General features: G+C 34.7%; 14 protein-coding genes. 12 read left to right on the top strand and 2 right to left on the bottom strand.

The genetic code is table 11. From position 1 onward, the window contains the following. From AAEO57_RS07365 to nagB, 3 genes are all read left to right on the top strand, one after another. A partial coding sequence (locus AAEO57_RS07365; RefSeq protein ID WP_341691112.1) for a hypothetical protein occupies window positions 1–231 on the top strand: 231 nt, incomplete at its 5' end. Window positions 232–297: 66 nt separating this feature from the next. Continuing rightward, a complete protein-coding gene (locus AAEO57_RS07360) occupies window positions 298–2,397 on the top strand; it encodes an alpha-L-fucosidase (protein ID WP_341691109.1) in 2,100 nt (699 codons plus the stop codon). A 128-nt stretch (window positions 2,398–2,525) separates the two neighbouring features. Then, window positions 2,526–4,439, top strand: coding sequence for a glucosamine-6-phosphate deaminase (nagB, locus tag AAEO57_RS07355; RefSeq protein ID WP_341691107.1), 1,914 nt, complete (start codon window positions 2,526–2,528; stop codon window positions 4,437–4,439). 392 nt (window positions 4,440–4,831) lie between these two features. Here nagB and AAEO57_RS07350 read toward each other — a convergent pair whose 3' ends face one another. After that, complete coding sequence (locus AAEO57_RS07350; RefSeq protein ID WP_341691105.1) at window positions 4,832–5,545, bottom strand: LytR/AlgR family response regulator transcription factor; 714 nt, start codon at window positions 5,543–5,545, stop codon at window positions 4,832–4,834. Window positions 5,546–5,610: 65 nt separating this feature from the next. Continuing rightward, window positions 5,611–6,669 (bottom strand): sensor histidine kinase, encoded by a 1,059-nt coding sequence (locus tag AAEO57_RS07345; RefSeq protein ID WP_341691103.1) that lies wholly within the window; start codon window positions 6,667–6,669, stop codon window positions 5,611–5,613. A 122-nt stretch (window positions 6,670–6,791) separates the two neighbouring features. Between AAEO57_RS07345 and AAEO57_RS07340 the strand changes: the two genes are divergently transcribed. The 9 genes from AAEO57_RS07340 (at window position 6,792) to AAEO57_RS07300 (ending at window position 21,227) form a co-directional block, all read left to right on the top strand. Continuing rightward, window positions 6,792–9,035, top strand: a complete 2,244-nt coding sequence (locus tag AAEO57_RS07340) for a GH92 family glycosyl hydrolase (protein WP_341691100.1) — start codon at window positions 6,792–6,794, stop codon at window positions 9,033–9,035. Between the two features lie 36 nt (window positions 9,036–9,071). Then, a complete protein-coding gene (locus AAEO57_RS07335; protein WP_341691098.1) occupies window positions 9,072–10,949 on the top strand; it encodes a sodium:solute symporter family protein in 1,878 nt (625 codons plus the stop codon). 159 nt (window positions 10,950–11,108) lie between these two features. Then, window positions 11,109–12,074, top strand: coding sequence for a glycoside hydrolase family 130 protein (locus AAEO57_RS07330; protein ID WP_341691096.1), 966 nt, complete (start codon window positions 11,109–11,111; stop codon window positions 12,072–12,074). Window positions 12,075–12,077: 3 nt separating this feature from the next. Continuing rightward, complete coding sequence (locus AAEO57_RS07325; protein WP_341691094.1) at window positions 12,078–13,145, top strand: carbohydrate-binding family 9-like protein; 1,068 nt, start codon at window positions 12,078–12,080, stop codon at window positions 13,143–13,145. A 32-nt stretch (window positions 13,146–13,177) separates the two neighbouring features. Continuing rightward, window positions 13,178–14,347, top strand: a complete 1,170-nt coding sequence (locus tag AAEO57_RS07320) for a glycoside hydrolase family 18 protein (protein ID WP_341691092.1) — start codon at window positions 13,178–13,180, stop codon at window positions 14,345–14,347. A 6-nt stretch (window positions 14,348–14,353) separates the two neighbouring features. Next, entirely contained in the window at window positions 14,354–15,433 is a 1,080-nt protein-coding gene (locus tag AAEO57_RS07315; protein WP_341691090.1) for a putative glycoside hydrolase, read from the top strand. 166 nt (window positions 15,434–15,599) lie between these two features. Then, window positions 15,600–16,625, top strand: coding sequence for an isoaspartyl peptidase/L-asparaginase family protein (locus AAEO57_RS07310; protein WP_341691088.1), 1,026 nt, complete (start codon window positions 15,600–15,602; stop codon window positions 16,623–16,625). 307 nt (window positions 16,626–16,932) lie between these two features. Beyond that, the gene (locus AAEO57_RS07305) at window positions 16,933–19,245 is read left to right on the top strand and encodes a beta-N-acetylhexosaminidase (RefSeq protein ID WP_341691086.1); all 2,313 of its coding nucleotides are present in this window, start codon (window positions 16,933–16,935) and stop codon (window positions 19,243–19,245) included. Between the two features lie 131 nt (window positions 19,246–19,376). Then, a complete protein-coding gene (locus AAEO57_RS07300) occupies window positions 19,377–21,227 on the top strand; it encodes a glycoside hydrolase family 35 protein (RefSeq protein ID WP_341691083.1) in 1,851 nt (616 codons plus the stop codon). Window positions 21,228–21,250: the final 23 nt, after the last annotated feature.

Below are 21,250 nucleotides of genomic sequence, written 5' to 3'. Positions count from 1 at the left end.
AAATACAAATGCAGATTTTCTTCTGAGTTTTTAAAAGATGTTAGATTGAAATTTTCAATCAAAAATTCAGGTAGGATTAATTTCAATAGCTCTATATACGAATCCAATTCTATGCTTTTTTTTACAAATATCAGAATATTTAATTATTGTTCCCCAGGTTTTGTTCTTGATCCGTTACAATTATTCCAAGACTCTCTTAAAAACGTTGTTGGTCGAAATAGTATAGAATAAAATATTGATTTATTTTAAATTTATATTTTTAATTGCCTTACTAACAAAACACTAATTAGAGCGCTAATGAAAAATGTTTTTTTATTGCTTAGTTTTTTTTTAATAATATCACCAATTTGTTCTCAGAAATTGGAAAATGCTCCTGAACCATTTGGCCCATTACCAACACAAAAACAAATCGACTGGCAGGAAATGGAGTTTTATGCTTTTGTGCATTTTTCGTTAAATACTTTTACAAATAAAGAGTGGGGTTATGGCGATGAGTCACCGCAATTATTTAATCCAACGAATTTAGATGTTCGACAATGGGCGCGCATTGTAAAAGCTGCCGGAATGAAAGGGATTATCTTGGTGGCCAAGCATCACGATGGTTTTTGTTTGTGGCCGTCAGCGTATACAGAACGCTCTGTGAAAAATTCTCCATGGAAAAATGGAAAAGGAGATGTAGTAAAAGAATTAGCGGCAGCCTGCAAAGAGTATAATTTAAAATTAGGATTGTATCTTTCTCCATGGGACAGAAACCACGCTGCATACGGCAAACCTGAATATATAACCTATTTCAGAAATCAGTTAAAAGAATTATTGATCAATTATGGCGATGTATTCGAAATGTGGTTTGATGGTGCCAATGGAGGCGATGGCTATTATGGCGGCGCTAATGAAACCCGAAAAATAAATACCCTCGAATATTATAATTGGGATGAAACTTATAAGCTAATCTATAAAATAGCCCCTAAAACACTGGTTTGGGGAGTTGGTCCTTCTGAATCAAGATGGATTGGAAACGAAGAAGGTCGTGCCGGAAAAACAAATTGGTCGCTTTTACGTCAGAAAGATGAATTGGCAGGCAAAGTTCATTATACAGAATTTATGTCGGGACATGAAGACGGCGAAAAGTGGGTTCCGGGCGAAGCCGATGTTTCTATCAGACCGGGATGGTTTTATCATTCGGTTGAAGACGATAAAGTGCGTCCGCTGGATGAAATGGTCGATATTTATTACGAATCAATCGGACGAAACGCTACTTTGTTGTTGAATTTGCCGGTTGACAGAAGAGGTTTGGTTCATGAAAATGATGAGGCAAGATTAAAAGAATTAGTTGCAACTATAAAAGCAGATTTTAAAACTGAATTATTAGCTAAAACTAAAGTTACTGCTGATAATATAAGAGGAAACAGCGCATTATTTACGGCAAAAAATGTAACAGACGGAGATAAAAATTCGTATTGGGCAACTGATGATAATACTAAAAGAGCTTCAATAACTTTTGAGTTTGATAAACCGACTGCTGTGAACCGAATTTTACTTCAGGAATATATCGCACTCGGGCAACGTGTGAAAGCTTTTAATATTGAGGTTAAAGTTGATGGAAACTGGAAAACGGTTGCCAATGAAACTACCATTGGTTATAAAAGAATTTTAAGGATCGACAGAATTACTGCTTCAGCGCTAAAAATAAATATTACTGATTCCAAAGCAAGTATCGTTATTTCGAATATTCAGGCTTATAATGCACCAACTTATGTGCGTATGCCAGAAATCATCCGTGATAAAAATGGCAATGTAACCATAAAATCTGAAGACGAAAATCCTGTTTATTATTCGCTTGACGGAAAAAATCCAACGAAAAAAAGTATTTTGTATAAAGGAACATTTCAGTATAAGAATGCAGGTCAGATACAAGCTGTTGCTATAAATACACAAGAAAATGTAAGCAGTGCTGTAAAAACAGCAAAATTCGGTGTATCAAAAGAAAACTGGAAAATAGTTACAGCTTCAAGTGGTGATTTAAAACAGGCCGACAGAATTATAGATGGAAATCCAAATACAGACTGGAGCTTTGGAAATGATTCCAATAAACTGCCTCAGGAAATCATAATCGATATGGGTGGAGTTTTAAGTCTAAAAGGTTTCACTTATCTGCCACAACAGGTTGGAAATAATCTCAATTTGATTTCAAATTATGAATTCTATTCCAGTATGGATAATGTAAAATGGACATTGCAGTCGCAAGGTGAATTTTCGAATATAAAACACAATCCGATCGAACAGATTAAGACTTTTAAAAAAGCTAAAGCACGATATATTCGTTTTGTAGCTAAATCGGCAGTAGTAAAGGGATCGGCTCTCACTATTGCAGAAATAAATGTAATTGAAGCATTATAATCGGTTTTTAATTTATAAAATCTTCAAATTATGTTTTCTAACGAAGTTAACAGGTTATTAGTCGAATTTTTGATTTATCAGATTATGTAATACTTAATTTTATACTAATAAATTAGAACAACAGGCAAATGATTAAAGAAAGTATAAATTTCAAAGAGGCGGGTAAATTTGAAGAAACTCGTTTTGAGAAGATTCACAATGTAATTTTCGATTCATCTCAGGAAGCTTCTGTGTTAGTTGCACAGGAAATAGCTAATATAATTCAGAGAAAAGAAGAGTTAAACGAACCTTGCGTTTTAGGATTAGCTACTGGATCATCACCAATAAAAGTATATGAAGAATTAGTACGACTTCATAAAGAAGAGGGGTTAAGTTTTGCAAACGTAGTAACTTTCAATTTAGATGAGTATTATCCAATGGATAAAAACAATATTCAGAGTTACTGGTATTTTATGCACGAGCATCTTTTTAATCATGTAAATATTTTACCCGAAAATATTAATATTCCAAACGGAAATATAAGCAGCGAAGATCTTCAGCAGTATTGTATAGATTACGAAATGAAAATTAAATCATATGGTGGTTTAGATTTTCAGCTTTTAGGGATTGGAAGAACGGGGCATATAGGTTTTAATGAGCCAGGATCTCACGTAAATTCAGGAACAAGAAGTATTACACTCGATCACTTAACAAGGGTTGATGCATCATCATCTTTTTTAGGTATCGATAATGTGCCAAGAAAGGCAATTACAATGGGAATTGGAACGGTGAAAAATGCCAAACGAATTGTACTTCTTGGGTGGGGAATCAGCAAGGCTGAAATTATAAAAAAGACTATTGAAGGTGAAATCTCATCCCGTGTTCCTGCTACATACCTGCAACAGCACAACAATACAACTTTTGTTTTGGATGCAGAAGCTTCATCAGAGTTGACCAGAGTAAAAACACCATGGTTGGTAAAATCCGTAATCTGGACAGAAGAATTAAAACTCAAAGCAGTAGTATGGTTAAGTGAATTAACTAAAAAACCTTTTCTTAAACTAACAGATAAGGATTACAACGACAATGGAATGTCTAGTGTTTTGACTGAGGAAGGAACTGCGTATGATTTGAATATTAAAATGTTCAATAAAATGCAGCAAACCATTACAGGCTGGCCGGGAGGAAAACCAAATGCCGATGATACTTACAGACCTGAACGTGCTACTCCGGAGAAAAAGAGAATTATCATTTTCAGTCCACACCCGGATGATGATGTTATTTCGATGGGAGGAACCTTTGACAGATTGGTAGAACAAGGACATGATGTTCATATTGCTTACCAGACTTCTGGAAATATTGCAGTCTCGAATGAAGAAGCTTTAAAATTTGCTGAAATTTCAAAAGCATTAAACCCAAATTCTGTTGAATCTGAAAATATCATTCATTTTTTAAAAAATAAGAAAAGCAATGATGTTGATTCTTTAGAAGTTAGAAAGTTAAAAGGGTATATTAGAAGAAGTGAATCTCTGGCCGCAACGAGATATTTAAATGTGCCGGATTCAAATGTAAATTTCCTTGACTTGCCATTTTATGAAACAGGTACGGTTAAGAAAAATAATCTGGGCGAAGCAGACATTGAAATTATGTGTGATATTATCGAAAGAATCAAGCCACACCAAATTTACGCAGCCGGAGATTTAGCAGATCCACACGGAACGCACAAAGTTTGTCTGGATAGTTTATTCGAAGCTTTAAAGAGATTAAAACACAAAAGTTTTATGGATGACTGTTGGGTTTGGTTGTACAGAGGGGCATGGCACGAATGGGAGTCATATCAGATTGAAATGGCAGTTCCGATGAGTCCGGATCAGGTACTGAAAAAACGTCACGCAATTTTCTTTCACCAGTCTCAAAAAGACGGAGTGATGTTTCAGGGTGATGACAGTAGAGAATTCTGGATAAGGGCAGAAGACAGAAACAGATTAACTGCAGAAAAATATCATGCTTTAGGTCTTGCTGATTACTCAGCGATTGAAGCTTTCAAAAGGTATTTTTTCTAAAAGAATCTTCAAAAATATAATAAACTATTTCATGTGGTTTATTTGGTTAGTTACCAACTTTGAAAATGCAGCCGTGGTTGGCTGCATTTTTTGTATTTTATTTTGTGTGCGATATTTTGCCGAAAAGTTTGCAAAGTTTTTTGTCACCCTGAGCGAAGTCGAAGGGCGCAAAGTTATTCCTCATTTTGTTCATTTCGAGAAACGAGAAATCGCACTGGAAATTTGATAAAGATTGGTGATTCTTTTTGCAGAATCCCGTTTGTGATTTCGACGTAAGGAGAGATGACAAACTGAAGCTTAATTAAAAAGAAAAAGCCTTTGTCAAAAGTTTCGAACTTTGACAAAGGCTTTTGTTATAAAAGATTTTAGATTATGCTCAGACCAAAAAACGTTTAAATAGGTAAATTTAAAATTCTTTGTTTTACATGATCGATATAAGATCTTCCAATAACATATCTCAGGCCTTCAATCTCAATACTATTTCCTTCAACGGCATCGATTTTGTCAATTGCAATTGTGTATGATCGGTGTATTCTCAGGAAGTTTTTTTCGGGTAATAAATCGGTAAAATCGGACAAGGTGCTGTGAATTATATATTTGCCTGTTAAAGTATTTATTTTTAGATAATCTTTAAGGCTTTCGATCACCAGAATTTCGTTAAAGAAAATTTTCTTCATTCTCTTTTTGTCAATTTTAACGAATATAAAAGGGCTGTCAGGATGGCTGTCCGGAGTTAAATTGTCCTTTTTCTCAATCCTCTTACTTATTTTATTTAACGTTTTCATCAATCTTGGAAACTCAATTGGTTTTACCAGATAATCTAATACGTCTAATTCGTAAGTTTCAATTGCAAACTGACTATAGGCGCTTGTGATTACTATTAAAGGTGGGTTCTCAAGACTTTTTATAAAATTAATTCCGTCTAAAACAGGCATGTTTATATCCAGAAAAATGACATCGACATTGTTGTTCTTTATGAAATTTAAGCCTTCTATCGGATTGCTGAAAGTATTTATTACCTCAAAATTTTCAAGTGGCTCTAAGTAATTTTTAATAATATTAATTGCCAGGGGCTCATCATCTATAATCAAACAATTTATTTTCATTTCTATAATCTTAGTTATTTGAGCGAAATAATTTAGCAGGTAAAACTAATAAGAGGGAATTTGTTTTAGGTGACTTTAATCACAAGTTTTACGACAAAAATATTCTTTTTATTCTTAAATGAAAGCTTGTAATCATTTTTATTATAGCCTAATTCAAGTCTTTTTTTGACGTTTTCAATACCTATACCACTTGACTTGTTAAAATTGTCTTTATGCTGTGTAATTTCCGGCATTGGGTTTGAAATTGTAAAATGCAGAAAATCCCCTTTAACTTTAAAATTGACATTAATTTTTACTTTGCCAGTGTTTTTATTTACGCCGTGTTTAAAAGCATTTTCAATAAAAGTAAGTAATATCACCGGTGAAATTTCTTTATCATGTATATCACCAGAAACAGCCATGTTTATTTCGAGTCTTTCATCATTTCTGATCCTTTCTAAATCAAGGTAATTTTGAATGCATAAAATTTCATTTTCCAAAGATTGTTTTTTGCCTTTAGTATCATAAAGCATATAGCGCATTAATTCAGAAAGTTTAAGAACAATTTTGGGTGTTTTGTTTGATTTTTCTACAGATAGCGAATAAATATTATTGAGTGTATTAAAGAAGAAATGTGGAGAAATTTGAGATTTAAGGAAAAGTAATTCGGTTTCTAACTGTGATTTTTCTAAATCAGTTACTCTTTTTTGTTCTTTTTTGAAATCTAAGGTTATCTTAATTGCGGTTACAAAAGTCATCACATACAATTCTCCCATCATCATATCGATGGTATAATTGAGAGTTAGTTTTTCAATAGTTTGTGGGCCTTCAGGCCAGACTTCGTGGGTAATTAATAAATAGGTAAGATTGAATTTGATCACCACCATTAAAAAAATGGTTGCTAATACAGACAATACATACAGCACATATTTTTTTCGATAGACCAACAAAGGCATGAAAACCAGTATATTCAAATAACATAAAGTCATGTGAATTGGGAATCCCAACAAGTTTGTTTTTAATGAATAGATATAATTATTAAAGTAGCTGCCCCATCTAAAAGTATTAAATAAGAAGTAAGTTAGCCAGAAAAACACATGATAACGCAATGGTATCCGATATAATTTGTTAGAATTGAAATTCATAATAAGGGGTGTGTTTTATGACTTTTTTTGATGTTTATCTAAGTTTATACGTTGTCCGTCTAAATTAGTTTTAACGAAAATCAAATTTATTTAAATTTAAAGTTAAATTAAGGTTGTTTTATATGAAGAATTTTTTACTGTGTGTTTTATTTGTAATTCTGGTTGCAAGTTGTAAAATAAATGTAAACAAAAATAGCAATCAAAAAAATATTTTTGTGAGCCATGTAGATCCTTTTATAGGTACTGGCGGACATGGGCATACGTATCCGGGAGCGACTGTTCCTTTTGGAATGCTTCAGGTAAGTCCTGATAACGGTATTTCGAGCTGGGACTGGTGTTCAGGATATCATTATTCTGATGCTGTTGTGGCTGGTTTCAGTCATTTGCACTTAAGCGGAACCGGAATTGGCGATTTGGCCGACATCTTATTCATGCCGACCAATAAAAAAGTCGATTTAACAATCAAAACAACATCACGCGATCAATTACCTTATAAATCATCATACAGTCATGTTAACGAAAAAGCAGCACCGGGTTCTTACCAGGTTTTTCTTGAGGATTCTAAGATCAATGTAGAATTAACGTCTTCGCAAAGAACAGCGTATCATAAATATACGTTTACAAAAAACGACAAACAATCTGTAGTTGTCGATTTAGGATTTGCCATAAATTGGGACAAAGCCCTAAAAACAGGAATTACAATTGAAGATCAATACACTATAAGCGGTTATAGGTACAGTACTGGCTGGGCAAAAAATCAAAAAGTGTTTTTTGTTGCCAAATTTTCAAAACCAATTTCAGAATCTGTATTAATTTCTGATAAACAGATAATTACATCCGATAAAGTGGAAGGAGAAAACACATCGGCGCAATTGTTTTTTGATTCAAAAAAATCTAATGAACTATATGTAAAAGTTGCTTTGTCATCTGTTAGTGTGGCTAATGCCAAAGACAATTTAGACGGAGAAAAATCAACTTTTGATAATGCAAAATCTCAGGCATCATCTATTTGGAATTCGGCTTTAAGCAAAATTGAAATTGAAACACCGATAGATTCATTAAAAAAAATATTTTATACAGCGATGTATCATGTACAAATTGCCCCTGTAGCCTATAGTGATAAAAATGGGCAGTTTAGAAGAGAGGACGATCAAATTGTTACGGCAAAAGATCATACTGCCTATTCAACTTTATCACTATGGGATACTTTTAGAGCAGAAAATCCTTTACTGACTTTATTAGCGCCAGATAAAGCTTCGGACATTGTCAACTCAATGTTAGCGTATTACGAAACCAAGAAAATATTACCGGTTTGGACATTATATGCCAATGAAACAAATACAATGACAGGTTACCATTCCATTCCGGTAATTGTTGATGCATACTTAAAAGGTATAAAAGGTTTTGATGCCGAAAAAGCATTCGTGGCAATGAAAACCACCATGATGCAGGATGAAAGAGGACTGAATTTCTACAAAAAATACGGTTACATTCCTTATAATTTATTAGACGAGTCAGTTACGATTACTTTAGAATATGCTTACGACGATTGGTGTGTAGCACAAATGGCAAAAGCATTAGGGAAGAATGAAGATTATGAGTTTTTCTTAAACAGGTCAAAAGCATATCAGTATTTATTCGATCCGAAAACCGGATTCATGAGAGGAAAATCTGAAGATGGAAAATCATGGAATGAACCTTTCGATCCAAAACATTCAAACCACAGAGAACATACCGATTATACTGAAGGAAATGCCTGGCAGCACAGTTGGTTCGTGCCTCATAATGTTGAGGGTTTTATTTCGCTTCACGGAAGTAATGAAATTTTTGCTAAGCGCTTAGAACAATTATTTACAGAAAGTTCAGAGATTACAGGAAACAATGTTTCGGCAGATATTTCAGGATTAATTGGTCAATATGCACACGGAAATGAGCCAAGTCACCACATTGCCTATATGTTCAATCATGCAGGTCAGCCTTGGAGAACACAATATTGGGTACGCCATATTTTAGATACGCAATACAACACAACGCCAAACGGATTAAGCGGAAATGAAGACTGCGGACAAATGTCGGCATGGTATGTTTTCAGTTCAATGGGGCTATATCCAATGAATCCGGCTTCAGCAGAATACGAAATCGGAAGTCCAATTTTCGAGAAAGCAACCATTAATCTTGAAGGTGGAAAAACTTTTGTAATCGAAGCCCAAAATGTTTCAGACAAAAACTTTTACATCCAGTCGGCAACTTTAAATGGTGTCGAATTCAATCAAACAACGATCACACATCAACAAATTTTGAAAGGCGGAAAACTTCATTTTATAATGGGGTCTCAACCTAATAAAAACTGGGGAATCAAAAAATAAAAAAGCATAACTAATCAATAAATACATAAAAAGTAAATGGATATTATAGACGTGTCGATCATCGTAGCTTATATCTTGCTCTCGGTAGGAATAGGGATTTGGATTTCAAGAAAAGCATCAAAGGGATTAGATGATTATTTTCTTGGCGGAAAAACAATTAAATGGTATTTTCTGGGGCTAAGCAACGGATCAGGAATGTTTGATGTTTCAGGAACTTCCTGGATGATTGGCGTACTGTTTTTATATGGCGTAAAAAGTTTTATGTTTATGTGGCTGTGGCCAATATGGAATCAGATTTTTGTCATGATGTTCCTTGCAGTCTGGATCAGAAGGTCAAAAGTAATGACTGGTTCTGAATGGATTTTGACACGTTTTGGAAGCGACAGAGCCGGAAAAGCATCACATATTATTGTGGCAATTTTTGCTATTATTTCTACAATTGGTTTCATCGCTTACTTTTTTGAAGGAATCGGGAAATTTGTAACTATTATTCTACCTTGGGATTTAACGCTTCATTATGGCGATTTAATTCTTTTGACTTCAGAAAGATCTTATGCGTTAATAATCATTTTGTTAACTACAATTTACACCGTAAAAGGCGGAATGTTTTCTGTGGTGGCTACAGAAGTTGTTCAATATTTAATTATGATTGTTGCCGGAGTTTTAATTGCCGGTTATGCCTTTATCAATTATTCAGATTTACAAATCAATTCTATAATCACTGAAGAATGGAAAAATGTTTTCTTCGGATGGCAGTTTGAAACCCAATGGAGTGATAAATTTCAAACCTTTAATAATTTAATTGATTCTGAAGGTTACAAAATGTTTGGCGCTTTTATCGGAATGACATTGTTCAAAGGATTTTTTGCCAGTGTTGCAGGACCAACACCAAGTTATGATTTACAAAGAATTCTTTCGACAAAATCAGTAAAAGAAGCCGCTTACATGAGTGGTTTTACCAATCTTATTTTGTTCATTCCAAGATATTTATTAATAACTGGAGTCGTAGTAATTGCATTGGTAAATCTGGCACCAGAATTAAACGCCAACACAGGTTTAACAGGAGCTGATTTAGAATTACTAATGCCAAAAGTAGTCAACTTATATATTCCTGTGGGTATAAAAGGAATTCTGCTTGCGGGATTATTAGCTGCGTTTATGTCCGGATTTTCTGCTTTTGTAAATGCAGGACCGGCTTATATCGTAAATGATATCTATAAAAAATATTTCAAACCCGATGCAACAAATGCGCACTACATAAAAGTGAGCCAGATTTCTTCTTTCCTTGTTGTTGGCTTAGGAGTTTTTATGGGATTCTTCGCAGACTCAATTAATTCGCTAACTTTATGGATTACAAGTGCTTTGTATGGCGGGTATGTAGCAGCGAATTTCCTGAAATGGATTTGGTGGAGATTTAATGGCTGGGGTTATTTCTGGGGAATGTTCGCCGGATTAATTGTAGCTTCTTTGCAATTTGCTTTAGGTCAGGCCAAAGGGAGTTTATACGAAGGTTCATTCTTGTACGAGTTATCTCAAATACAGGCAATTTACCTGTTTCCAATAATTTTTGGCTTTTCTATTTTAGGTTGTCTTTTAGGAACTTTCCTGAGCAAGCCAACAGATATGGAAGTTTTAAGATCTTTTTACAAAAATGTAAGACCTTGGGGATTCTGGAATCCGGTTTATAAAACATTAAAAGCAGAAGATAAGACATTCGAAAAAAATAATGATTTCTGGCTGGATATGATGAACTGTGCAATTGGAATTATCTGGCAGTCAAGTATGATTCTTCTTCCGATATTCTTCATTATTAGAGATTATCCAAAAGCAATTACGGCCTTGATTGTGTTTCTAGTAACGACTACGATCCTGAAATTTACCTGGTTGGATAAAGTTAGAAAAATCGCTGATTAAGATAAAAGATACAGTTTGTCATTTCGACTGAAAGGAGAAATCACACACGAAACTCGACAAAGATTGATTATTTAGATTGCAGAAATTCTAGTGTGATTTCTCGTTCCTCGAAATGACAAACAAACAAAAACAAAAACCTAATAAACAAAAAACAAAAAAATGAGCAGTATTCCATGGCAAGACAGACCCGAAAACAGTAAAGATGTAATGTGGAGATATTCTGAAAATCCAATTATTGACAGATACGCAATACCATCCTCAAACAGTATTTTTAATAGTGCCGTTGTTCCTTTTGGAGACGGATTTGCAGGTGTTTTCAGATGTGATAACAAAGCAGTTCAAATGAATATTTTTGCCGGTTTTAGCAAAAACGGAATCGACTGGGACATTAACCACGAACCAATCGTAATGCAGTCCGGTAATACAGAAATGATCGAATCTGCTTATAAATACGATCCACGTGTGGTTTTTATTGAAGATCGTTACTGGATTACCTGGTGTAACGGTTACAACGGTCCAACAATTGGTATTGGATATACGTTTGACTTCAAAGAATTTTTCCAGTGTGAAAATGCCTTTTTACCTTTCAACAGAAATGGAGTTTTGTTTCCACAAAAAATTAACGGAAAATACGCCATGTTAAGCCGCCCGAGTGATAACGGACATACACCTTTTGGAGATATCTGGATCAGCTACAGCCCGGACATGAAATATTGGGGGGAGCACAGATTAGTAATGAAGCCAACTCCATTTGAAGACAGCGCATGGCAATGCACAAAAGTGGGAGCAGGACCAATTCCTATTTTAACAAACGAAGGCTGGCTGATGATCTACCACGGCGTTATCAATACCTGCAACGGTTTCCGTTATGCCATGGGTTCAGCGCTTTTAGATGTTGATTCGCCAGACAAAGTAAAATACAGAACGCAGCCGTATTTATTAGGCCCTGCAGAACTTTATGAAATGGTTGGAGATGTACCTAATGTAGTTTTTCCATGTGCTGCTTTGCATAGTATAGAAGAAGATAAATTAACGGTATATTACGGTGCCGCAGATACTGCTGTAGCGATAGCATTTGGTAAGTTAAGTGAAGTCATTCAGTTTACAAAAGATAATAGTTTATAGAACATGTGTTTAAAAATCCAATGGTTAACAGTTCTTGTTGGTTTTCTTTCGGTTGTGGGTTTTGCACAATCGAAGAAAAACACTGTTATACCTAAAACTTATGTAGCGTCAAAAACTAAAAATCCGATTGTGATTGACGGTGATGAATCTGATATTTCCTGGTCAAAAGCAGATTGGACAGCTCTTTTCGAGGATATAGAAAACAATGTAAAACCCAAGTATGCAACAAAAGTTAAAATGCTCTGGGATGAAACCAATTTTTATATTTTAGCAAAAATTGATGAACCGCATGTTTGGGCAAATTTAAAACAGCGCGATACCATTATTTTTTACAACAACGATTTTGAAGTTTTTATTGATCCCGACGGCGACACTTTTAACTATTATGAATTAGAAATAAATGCTTTAAATACAGCCTGGGACCTGTTTTTATCAAAACCTTACAGAGAAAATGATAATGTTGTTTTAAATGACTGGAATATTCCGGGTCTGAAATCAGCGGTAAAAATCAACGGAACGCTTAATAACCCAAACGATACTGATGAAGGATGGGTTTTAGAAATGGCAATTCCCTGGGCATCTTATAAAAAATCTTACAACGAAAATAATGTGCCGGCAGATAAATTCTGGAGAGTTAATTTCTCAAGAGTAAACTGGCAACATTCACTTGTTGATGGTAAATACGAACGTAAAAAAGATACTGACGGAAAATTTCTTCCAGAGTATAATTGGGTTTGGTCTCCACAAGGAGTAATTAATATGCACGAACCTGAAAAATGGGGCTACGTTTATTTTTCTTCAAAAGAAGGAAAAGACAGTTTTACAATTCCACAGGATGAAAAGGTAAAATGGGAGCTTTATAATTTGTACAGAGCTCAAAAAGAATACTATCAAAAGAACAAAGCTTGGGCCAAATCGATAGCGAGCCTTACAAAAAAAACGATTAGTGTTGACCATAAAATTTTAAAGCCTATTTTAGAAAATCATTCTGCCGGATACAATATCTCAGTAAAAAGCCCTTTTTCTAATAAAACCCTCATCATAAAAGAAGATGGCCGGTTTTTAGAGTAAAAAATAATTAGAAAAATAATACCACATTATCAATGATTCATTTTAAACAGTACAATATCACAATAAAATCAGTCTGCTTAATCTTAATAATCAGCATGTTTTTGGCTTGTTCATCATTGAACAAAAAGCAAATTGCATCTAATGAGGATTTTAAAATTATTGGATATGTAGCCGGTTACGAGAATTTTGATCCGGCAAAAATTGATGCAGGCAAGTTAACTCACCTTAATTATGCCTTTGCCAATATTGTTGATGGTAATGTTCAGTTTGAATTGAGTACCGATAAAATTAAAATAGAAAGTACAATTGGGCTGAAAAAACAAAATCCGCATTTAAAAGTATTGTATTCTATTGGCGGCTGGGTTTGGTCAGATCAATTTTCAAATATAGCTGCTTATGCCGAATCAAGAGAAAAATTTGCTAAAAGTGCTGTTAAGTTGATGAAAACTTATGGCTTTGACGGTATTGATATCGATTGGGAATTTCCCGGACAACGTGCAGAAGACAATATTTTCAGACCTTCGGATAAAGAAAATTTCACACTTTTATTGGGCGAATTACGTAAGCAATTAGAAATTGAAACTAAAATAGATAACAAACATTATTTGTTAACAATCGCAGCAGCATCAGATCAGGAATATATCAATCACACTAATTTAGGAAAAGCACATCAATATCTTGATTATATTAATGTGATGTGTTATGATTTTTATAACGGATGGTTTTATCAAACAGGGCATCATGCTAATTTATATCCTTCAAAAGGAGAAAAATTTGGAGGAAACAGCATTAGCGAATCGGTTGATAAATTACTAAAAGAAGGTGTTCCTGCTAATAAACTAATTATCGGAATTCCTTTTTACGGAAGAAAATGGGAAAAAGTATCGTCAGAAAATAATGGCTTATACCAATCGGCTCAAACAGGAAGCGCTATTGTGGCAGCTTGGGAAATTGCAAAAGAGGTAAATACCGGAAAATTTCAGGAACTTTACGATGATTCGGCAAAAGCATCTTATTTGTGGAATGCACAGGACAAAATTTTTATTTCAAACGAGACTCCAAAAGATGTAGCTCTAAAAGTAGCCTTTATTCAACAAAAAAAATTAGGAGGTGCTATGTTTTGGGAATATAGTTTAGATAATAATCAGGAGTTACTAAATGCATTGTATGAAAGTATGAGTAAGGCTAACAAAACAAAATAAACCACTATGAAACTACCTAAATTATTACTTTTTTTATTGGCACTTAGTATTTTTTCATGTGCAAAAAAAGAAGTACAAACCACTTTTAAATTTGGAGTCTGGACAACGGCAGATTCAAAAAAATCAGATGCAGATTATACGAAAGAATTCAAAAAATATAAAGATGGTGGCATCGACGAAGTATTAATCAATACGACAACCGATGCAAATCTTTTAAGGAGATTAGTACCGCTTGCGACTAAAGAAGGCCTAAAAGTTCATGCCTGGATTATGGCGATGAACAGACCCGGAGATTCAGTTGCATTGCAGCATCCGGAATGGTATCAGGTGAGCAAAGAAGGAAAATCTTGCTTCGACAATCGTCCATATGTTGATTATTACCAATGGCTTTGTCCTACAAGAAAAGAATCTAGAAATCACGTTTTACATTTAGTCGAAGAACTGGCAAAAGTAGACGGAATAGAAAGTGTACACTTAGATTACATCCGCTTTCCTGACATTTTTTTACCAATTAGCTTGTTGCCAAAATACAACCTGGTTCAGGACGTAGAATTACCGCAATTCGATTTCTGTTATTGTGATGAATGTGTAAAAGCATTCGAAAAAATCCATCATAAAAACCCAAAAGAAAGTCATAATACTTCTATCGATATGGAGTGGAAAAACTTTCGTTTAAATGCCATAAAAGCTGTTGTTGACGATGCTTATAAAATTGCGCACAAACACAATAAAAAATTAACAGCAGCAGTATTTCCTTATCCAGAAATGGCAGATCATATGGTGCGCCAGCGTTGGGACAAATGGAATATCGATGAGGTTTATCCAATGATTTACCACAGTTTTTATGATGAAGAAATTGACTGGGTTGGATATGCTACAAAACAGGGCGTTGCTGATTTAGAAGATAAAAAAACGAAAATCAATACAGGAATTTATATTCCGGGATTGAAAAGTGATGCAGAACTAAAAGAAGCTATTTTAGAAGCAAAAGAAAACGGAGCAGTGGGTGTTTCATTTTTTGACGGAAATGCATTGTCTGAAAGTAATTTAAAGACAATCAAAGAAACAAAAGCAAGTTTAAAGTAATATCTTTTAAACACATAGAAACATAGGTTTTAAGTCTGAATAAAAAGAATACAAAAAGAAACTAGTTTCTAACACATAGCTATGTTTGTTAATCAAGTGAAACGCCTTTTATACGGTTTCAAAAACTATGTTCTTATGTGTTTAAATATAACTAAAAGTAAAAAGCATGTCAAATAGAAGAGATTTTATCAAAAAAGCAGCTTTAAGTGCAGCAGCTGTAACTTCTGTTGTTGGCCTTAGCGGATTTGCAGAGAAAGAAGATGAAAAAGAAGGTGCGTTAGAATTTCCTTCAAAAAAACAAAAAAAGCCAATCGTAATTTCTACATGGAATCATGGTTTACCGGCAAACAAAGAAACCTGGAAACAATTAAAAGACGGAAAGCCAGCCTTAGATGCAATTGAGGCCGGAATGAAAATACCAGAAGCAGATCCGACTGTACGCAGTGTTGGTTATGGAGGATATCCGGATCGGGAAGGAAAAGTGACGCTTGATGCTTGTATCATGGATCATAACAGCAATTGCGGTTCTGTGTGTTTTTTACAAGGAATCATGCATCCCATTTCTGTAGCAAAAAGAGTATTGCAAAATACACCTCACGTTATGTTAGCAGGGCAGGGAGCTTTGCAATTTGCTTTATCAGAAGGTTTTAAAGAAGAAAATTTACTGACTCCAGAATCTGAAAAAGACTGGAAAAAATGGCTGGAAGATTCCAAATACAAACCGGTCATTAATATAGAAAATCACGATACCATAAGCATGCTAATGTTAGATCAGGAAGGTAATCTTTCTGGTGGTTGTACCACGAGTGGTGCCGCCTGGAAAATGCACGGCCGCGTCGGTGATTCCCCAATAATCGGCGCGGGTCTTTTCCTGGATAACGAAGTCGGAGCAGCCGCCGCAACTGGATTGGGCGAAGCAGTGATTAGAACTGCTGGGAGCGCCATGGTTGTCGAATTAATGCGTCAGGGAAAATCGCCTTATGATGCTTGTAAAGAAATTACAGAACGTATTTACAACAAACATAAAAACCACAAAGACATGGAATACCTGCAGGTTGGTTTTATTGCTTTGAATAAAAATGGTGAATACGCAGGTTACAGTTTAAGATCAGGATTTAATTTCGCCGTTTCTGATGATGAAAAAGGTCACAGAATGGAGGATGCAAAATTTAAAATGTCGTGGGATAAATAATTATAATTGCGTTGGATGAATTAAAATCCATCCCTACAATATATTTCGAGCCAATGGCTCTTTCATGAAAAGTTCCGAAGGAACGGATTATTTTGTAGCAACGGATTTTAATCCGTTGAAGAGATTAAACGCAGCGTTTGTCATTTCGAGGAACGAGAAATCACACTCGGGATTCGACAAAGATTTGCGACATTCTGTGAGGAGTCTCTAGTGTGATTTCTCTTTTCAGTCGAAATGACAAACTAAACCTAAAAACTACATCTTTAAATGTTTGAACAAACAATTAAAGAACCCAAAAAAACAAAGAATGAAAAAAGTATTATTCCTATTAACCCTAATCACTTCAGTTTTCTCGGCTAATGCGCAGAAAGTTTACACGGAAAATGATATTCGTATCATTCCAAAACCGAGTCAGACTCTTATTAAAACTGGTGTTTTTGAATTTACAAAAGATACAAAGTTTGTAGTAAATGGTGATTTCCAAAAAGATGCTGCAAATGCTTTGGCTTCTAAATTTGAAGTTGCTGCAGGATGGAAACCAGAAACGACAACAAAAGCTCCAATAAGCAATTTTGTTCAGTTTAAAGTAGATCCGAATTTAAAAAATGAAGCTTACATTTTGGATGTAAATCCGACGAGCATTGTTATTTCTGCTAAAGGAAATGTTGGTTTTATGTATGGTTTAGAAAGCGTTAGACAACTACTTCCAGAAGCGATTGAGAGTAAATTTACAATCACCACCGCAAAATGGGAGATTCCAAGTGTAACGATTACAGACGAACCTCGTTTTAAATGGAGAGGTTTGATGCTGGATTTATCACGTCATTTCTTTGATAAAAATTATATTCTGGCGACAATTGATCGTTTAGCAATGCATAAAATGAACGTTTTGCATTTGCATTTAGTTGATGATCAAGGCTGGAGAATTGAGATTAAAAAATATCCAAAGTTAACAGAAGTTGGTGCTTGGAGAGTTGATCAGGAAAATACAAGCTGGAATGCTAGATTAACAACAAATCCTGACGAAAAAGGAACTTACGGTGGATTTTTTACGCAAGATGAATTAAGAGAAATCGTAAAATATGCATCTTCAAAAGGAATCGAAATTATTCCTGAAATTGAAATGCCAGCTCACGTAAGCAGTGCTATTGCTGCTTATCCAGAATTGGCTTGTTTCAACCAGAGAATTGGCGTTCCGTCAGGCGGAGTTTGGCCTTTGACGGATATTTATTGTGCTGGAAAAGAAACGACATTTGAGTTTTTGCAAAATGTAATTGATGAAGTAATTACCATTTTCCCTTCAAAATACATTCATATTGGTGGTGACGAAGCGACTAAAACCAATTGGGCAAAATGTCCGCATTGCCAGAAAAGAATCAAAGACGAACATTTAAAAAGTGTTGACGAATTACAAAGCTATTTTGTAAAACGTATGGAAAAATATATCAATTCAAAAGGTAAAAGAGTTATTGGTTGGGATGAAATTTTAGAAGGCGGTTTAGCTCCAGATGCAACAGTAATGAGTTGGAGAGGAATGAAAGGCGGCATTGAAGCAGCAGATCAAGGTCATGACGTAATTATGACACCAGAAACGCCTTGTTATTTCAACTTTTACCAAGGTCCTCAAAACGAAGAACCTTTAGCTTTTGATGCTTATAATCCGTTAAGCGAAGTGTACAAATTTGATCCTGTAGTTGCAACAATGACACCGCAGGAAGCAGCACATGTTTTAGGAGGACAGGCAAATTTATGGGCAGAACATTTAGCATTGCCAAAAGATTCTGAATACATGATTTTTCCAAGATTGGCGGCTTTATCTGAAACCTTATGGAGTCCGAAAGAGAAACGTAATTGGAATGATTTTACATCAAGATTATTCTCAATGTTCAAACGTTACGATTATTTAGGAATCAATTATGCGAAAAGTGCTTATTTGGTTACCGCTTCTTCTACAGCTGATTTGGGAAATAAACAAATCAAAGTAGAGTTGAAAAATGAGTTTCCAAATCCAGACATTAGATATGTTTTAGGAAATCAAAGCATCGAACATCATGCTGTAAAATATGTGGCTCCAATTGAAATCAAAGAAACTACTGTTTTAAAAGCTTCTTTATTTCAAGATGACAAACCGGTAGGAAAAACGTATACTGATACTATTGTTTTCCATAAAGGATTTGCAAAAAAAGTGAAATACTTGACGCCTTTCAACCAGAGTTACAAAGGAGATGCTAATACAATGGTCAACACAATCAGAGGAAGTAAAAATTTCCATGACGGACAATGGCAAGCTTGGTTGGTTAACGATATGGAATTGGTAATAGACTTAGAAAAAGTAGAAAGTATCGAACAAGTATCAGTTGGAGCTTTAGAAAGTCAAGGAGCGGGAGTTAATTTCCCAATTCAGGTTAAAGTTTTGATTTCTAATGATGGAATTAAATATACGCAAGTTGGAAAAATTACACGTCCTTATGCGGTAAATGCAGTTCCAGAATTGAAAGATTTCAAAATCAATTTCCAAAAACAAAATGCACGTTTTGTAAAAGTAATTGGAGGCAACTTAAAGAAAAGTCCAAAAGGAGAAAGCTCTTGGTTGTTTGTGGATGAAATTTTGGTGAATTAAAAATTTTTAAACACATAGAAACATAGTTTTTTTTTGAAACTTGGTAAAAGAGTTTAGAAAGAAATTAGTTTCTAACACATAGCTTAACGTGTAATGCTTGTTAAGTTTATAAATGTATAATCTGAAAAAAAATGAATAAGATATTATTTAAGCTCGGAGTATTATTGATTTGTTTGATGCCGTTTTTTACTACGGCACAAACCAAAGGATTTTCTATATCTAATGGAGAATTTCAAAAAGATGGGAAAATTATAAAAATACATTCAGGAGAAATGCACTATGAGCGTATTCCTAAAGAATATTGGAGACATAGATTGCAAATGCTTAAAGCAATGGGATTGAATACCGTCGCAACTTATGTGTTTTGGAATTATCATGAAATTGAGCCCGGTGTATGGGATTTTAAAACAGGAAATAAAGATTTAGCAGAATTTTTGCGTATTGCTAAAAGCGAAGGATTGTATGTGATTCTTAGACCGGGTCCGTATGCTTGTGGTGAATGGGAATTTGGAGGGTATCCTTGGTGGCTGCAAAATAATCCAGATTTGGTAATTCGTACCAATAACAAAGCATTTTTAGATGCTTGCAAAACGTATTTAGAACATTTGTATGCAGTGGTAAAAGGAAATTTTGCTAACCAGGGAGGGCCAATTATTATGGTTCAGGCTGAAAATGAATTTGGTTCTTATGTTTCTCAAAGAACCGATATCAGTGCTGAGGATCATAAAGCTTACAAAACTGCCATTTACAATATGCTTAAAGAAACTGGGTTTCCTGAGCCTTTTTTTACTTCTGACGGTACTTGGTTGTTTGAAGGGGGTGCTGTTGAAGGAGTTTTACCAACTGCAAATGGGGAATCAAATATAGAAAATTTAAAAAAACAGGTTGATAAATACCATAAAGGACAAGGGCCTTATATGGTGGCAGAGTTTTATTCTGGTTGGTTGGATCATTGGGCAGAGCCATTTATTAAAGTTGGATCTGAGGAGATTGCAAGTCAAACTAAAAAGTACCTTGATGCAGGTGTTTCTTTTAATTATTATATGGTGCACGGTGGTACTAATTTTGGATTTACTTCTGGAGCAAATTATAATGAAGAAATGGATATTCAGCCTGATATTACAAGCTATGATTATGACGCGCCTATTAGCGAAGCAGGTTGGGCAACGCCAAAATATATGGCTATACGTGAAGTAATGCAAAAGTATTCTAAAACAAAACTAGCTCCGATTCCAGAGAAAATACCAGTTACAAAATATCCTAATCAGCTTATCAAATCCAATATGGATGTTTTAAGTTGGGTAAAAAGAGAAAAACCTGTTGTAAATGATCAGCCTTTGACATTTGAAAAGTTAGGTCAGGGAAATGGATATGTTTTGTATAGAAAAAGATTTACTCAACCAATTTCTGGCAAATTGAAAATTGAGGGATTAAGAGACTTTGCTACCGTGTATGTAAACGGAGTTAAGGTGGGTGAATTGAATAGAGTTTTCAAAAATTACGAGTTGACCCTTTCTATTCCTTTTAACGGTATTTTAGAAATTCTGGTTGAAAATATGGGACGTATTAATTACGGAGCCGAAATTGTACATAATACTAAAGGAATTATTTCGCCAGTATTCATTAATGAATATGAAATTAGCGGCGGATGGGAAATGTATAAAATGCCGATGAATGAAGTGCCAGTTATTAAAAATGAAACGATAAAACCAGGGCGCCCAGTTTTATATGAATCTACAGTAAACATCGATAAACCAGCCGATACTTTTCTTGATATGACAAATTGGGGAAAAGGAATTGTATTTGTTAACGGACACAATCTAGGACGCTACTGGAAAGTGGGGCCGCAACAAACGCTTTATGTACCAGGATGTTGGTTGAAAGTGGGCGAGAATAAATTTGTTGTATTGGAGCAGCTTAATGAAAACACCCAAAAAGAACTAACTTTTACAGATCAACCGATACTTGATAAACTAAATTAAGATTACCTATTAAACTAAAAAAC

Origin of the sequence: Flavobacterium calami (genome assembly GCF_038290035.1) — a bacterium.
Classification (GTDB): domain Bacteria; phylum Bacteroidota; class Bacteroidia; order Flavobacteriales; family Flavobacteriaceae; genus Flavobacterium; species Flavobacterium calami.
The sequence above is the reverse complement of the archived record's forward strand: the minus strand, read 5'-3'. Positions and strand labels throughout refer to the sequence as shown.

What these genes read in the sequence shown, in the direction of transcription:
- AAEO57_RS07360 (WP_341691109.1), top strand. Translation starts at nt 298, where the DNA reads ATGAAAAATGTTTTTTTATTGCTTAGTTTTTTTTTAATAATATCACCA.
- nagB (WP_341691107.1), top strand. Translation starts at nt 2,526, where the DNA reads ATGATTAAAGAAAGTATAAATTTCAAAGAGGCGGGTAAATTTGAAGAA.
- AAEO57_RS07350 (WP_341691105.1), bottom strand. Translation starts at nt 5,545, where the DNA reads ATGAAAATAAATTGTTTGATTATAGATGATGAGCCCCTGGCAATTAAT.
- AAEO57_RS07345 (WP_341691103.1), bottom strand. Translation starts at nt 6,669, where the DNA reads ATGAATTTCAATTCTAACAAATTATATCGGATACCATTGCGTTATCAT.
- AAEO57_RS07340 (WP_341691100.1), top strand. Translation starts at nt 6,792, where the DNA reads ATGAAGAATTTTTTACTGTGTGTTTTATTTGTAATTCTGGTTGCAAGT.
- AAEO57_RS07335 (WP_341691098.1), top strand. Translation starts at nt 9,072, where the DNA reads ATGGATATTATAGACGTGTCGATCATCGTAGCTTATATCTTGCTCTCG.
- AAEO57_RS07330 (WP_341691096.1), top strand. Translation starts at nt 11,109, where the DNA reads ATGAGCAGTATTCCATGGCAAGACAGACCCGAAAACAGTAAAGATGTA.
- AAEO57_RS07325 (WP_341691094.1), top strand. Translation starts at nt 12,078, where the DNA reads ATGTGTTTAAAAATCCAATGGTTAACAGTTCTTGTTGGTTTTCTTTCG.
- AAEO57_RS07320 (WP_341691092.1), top strand. Translation starts at nt 13,178, where the DNA reads ATGATTCATTTTAAACAGTACAATATCACAATAAAATCAGTCTGCTTA.
- AAEO57_RS07315 (WP_341691090.1), top strand. Translation starts at nt 14,354, where the DNA reads ATGAAACTACCTAAATTATTACTTTTTTTATTGGCACTTAGTATTTTT.
- AAEO57_RS07310 (WP_341691088.1), top strand. Translation starts at nt 15,600, where the DNA reads ATGTCAAATAGAAGAGATTTTATCAAAAAAGCAGCTTTAAGTGCAGCA.
- AAEO57_RS07305 (WP_341691086.1), top strand. Translation starts at nt 16,933, where the DNA reads ATGAAAAAAGTATTATTCCTATTAACCCTAATCACTTCAGTTTTCTCG.
- AAEO57_RS07300 (WP_341691083.1), top strand. Translation starts at nt 19,377, where the DNA reads ATGAATAAGATATTATTTAAGCTCGGAGTATTATTGATTTGTTTGATG.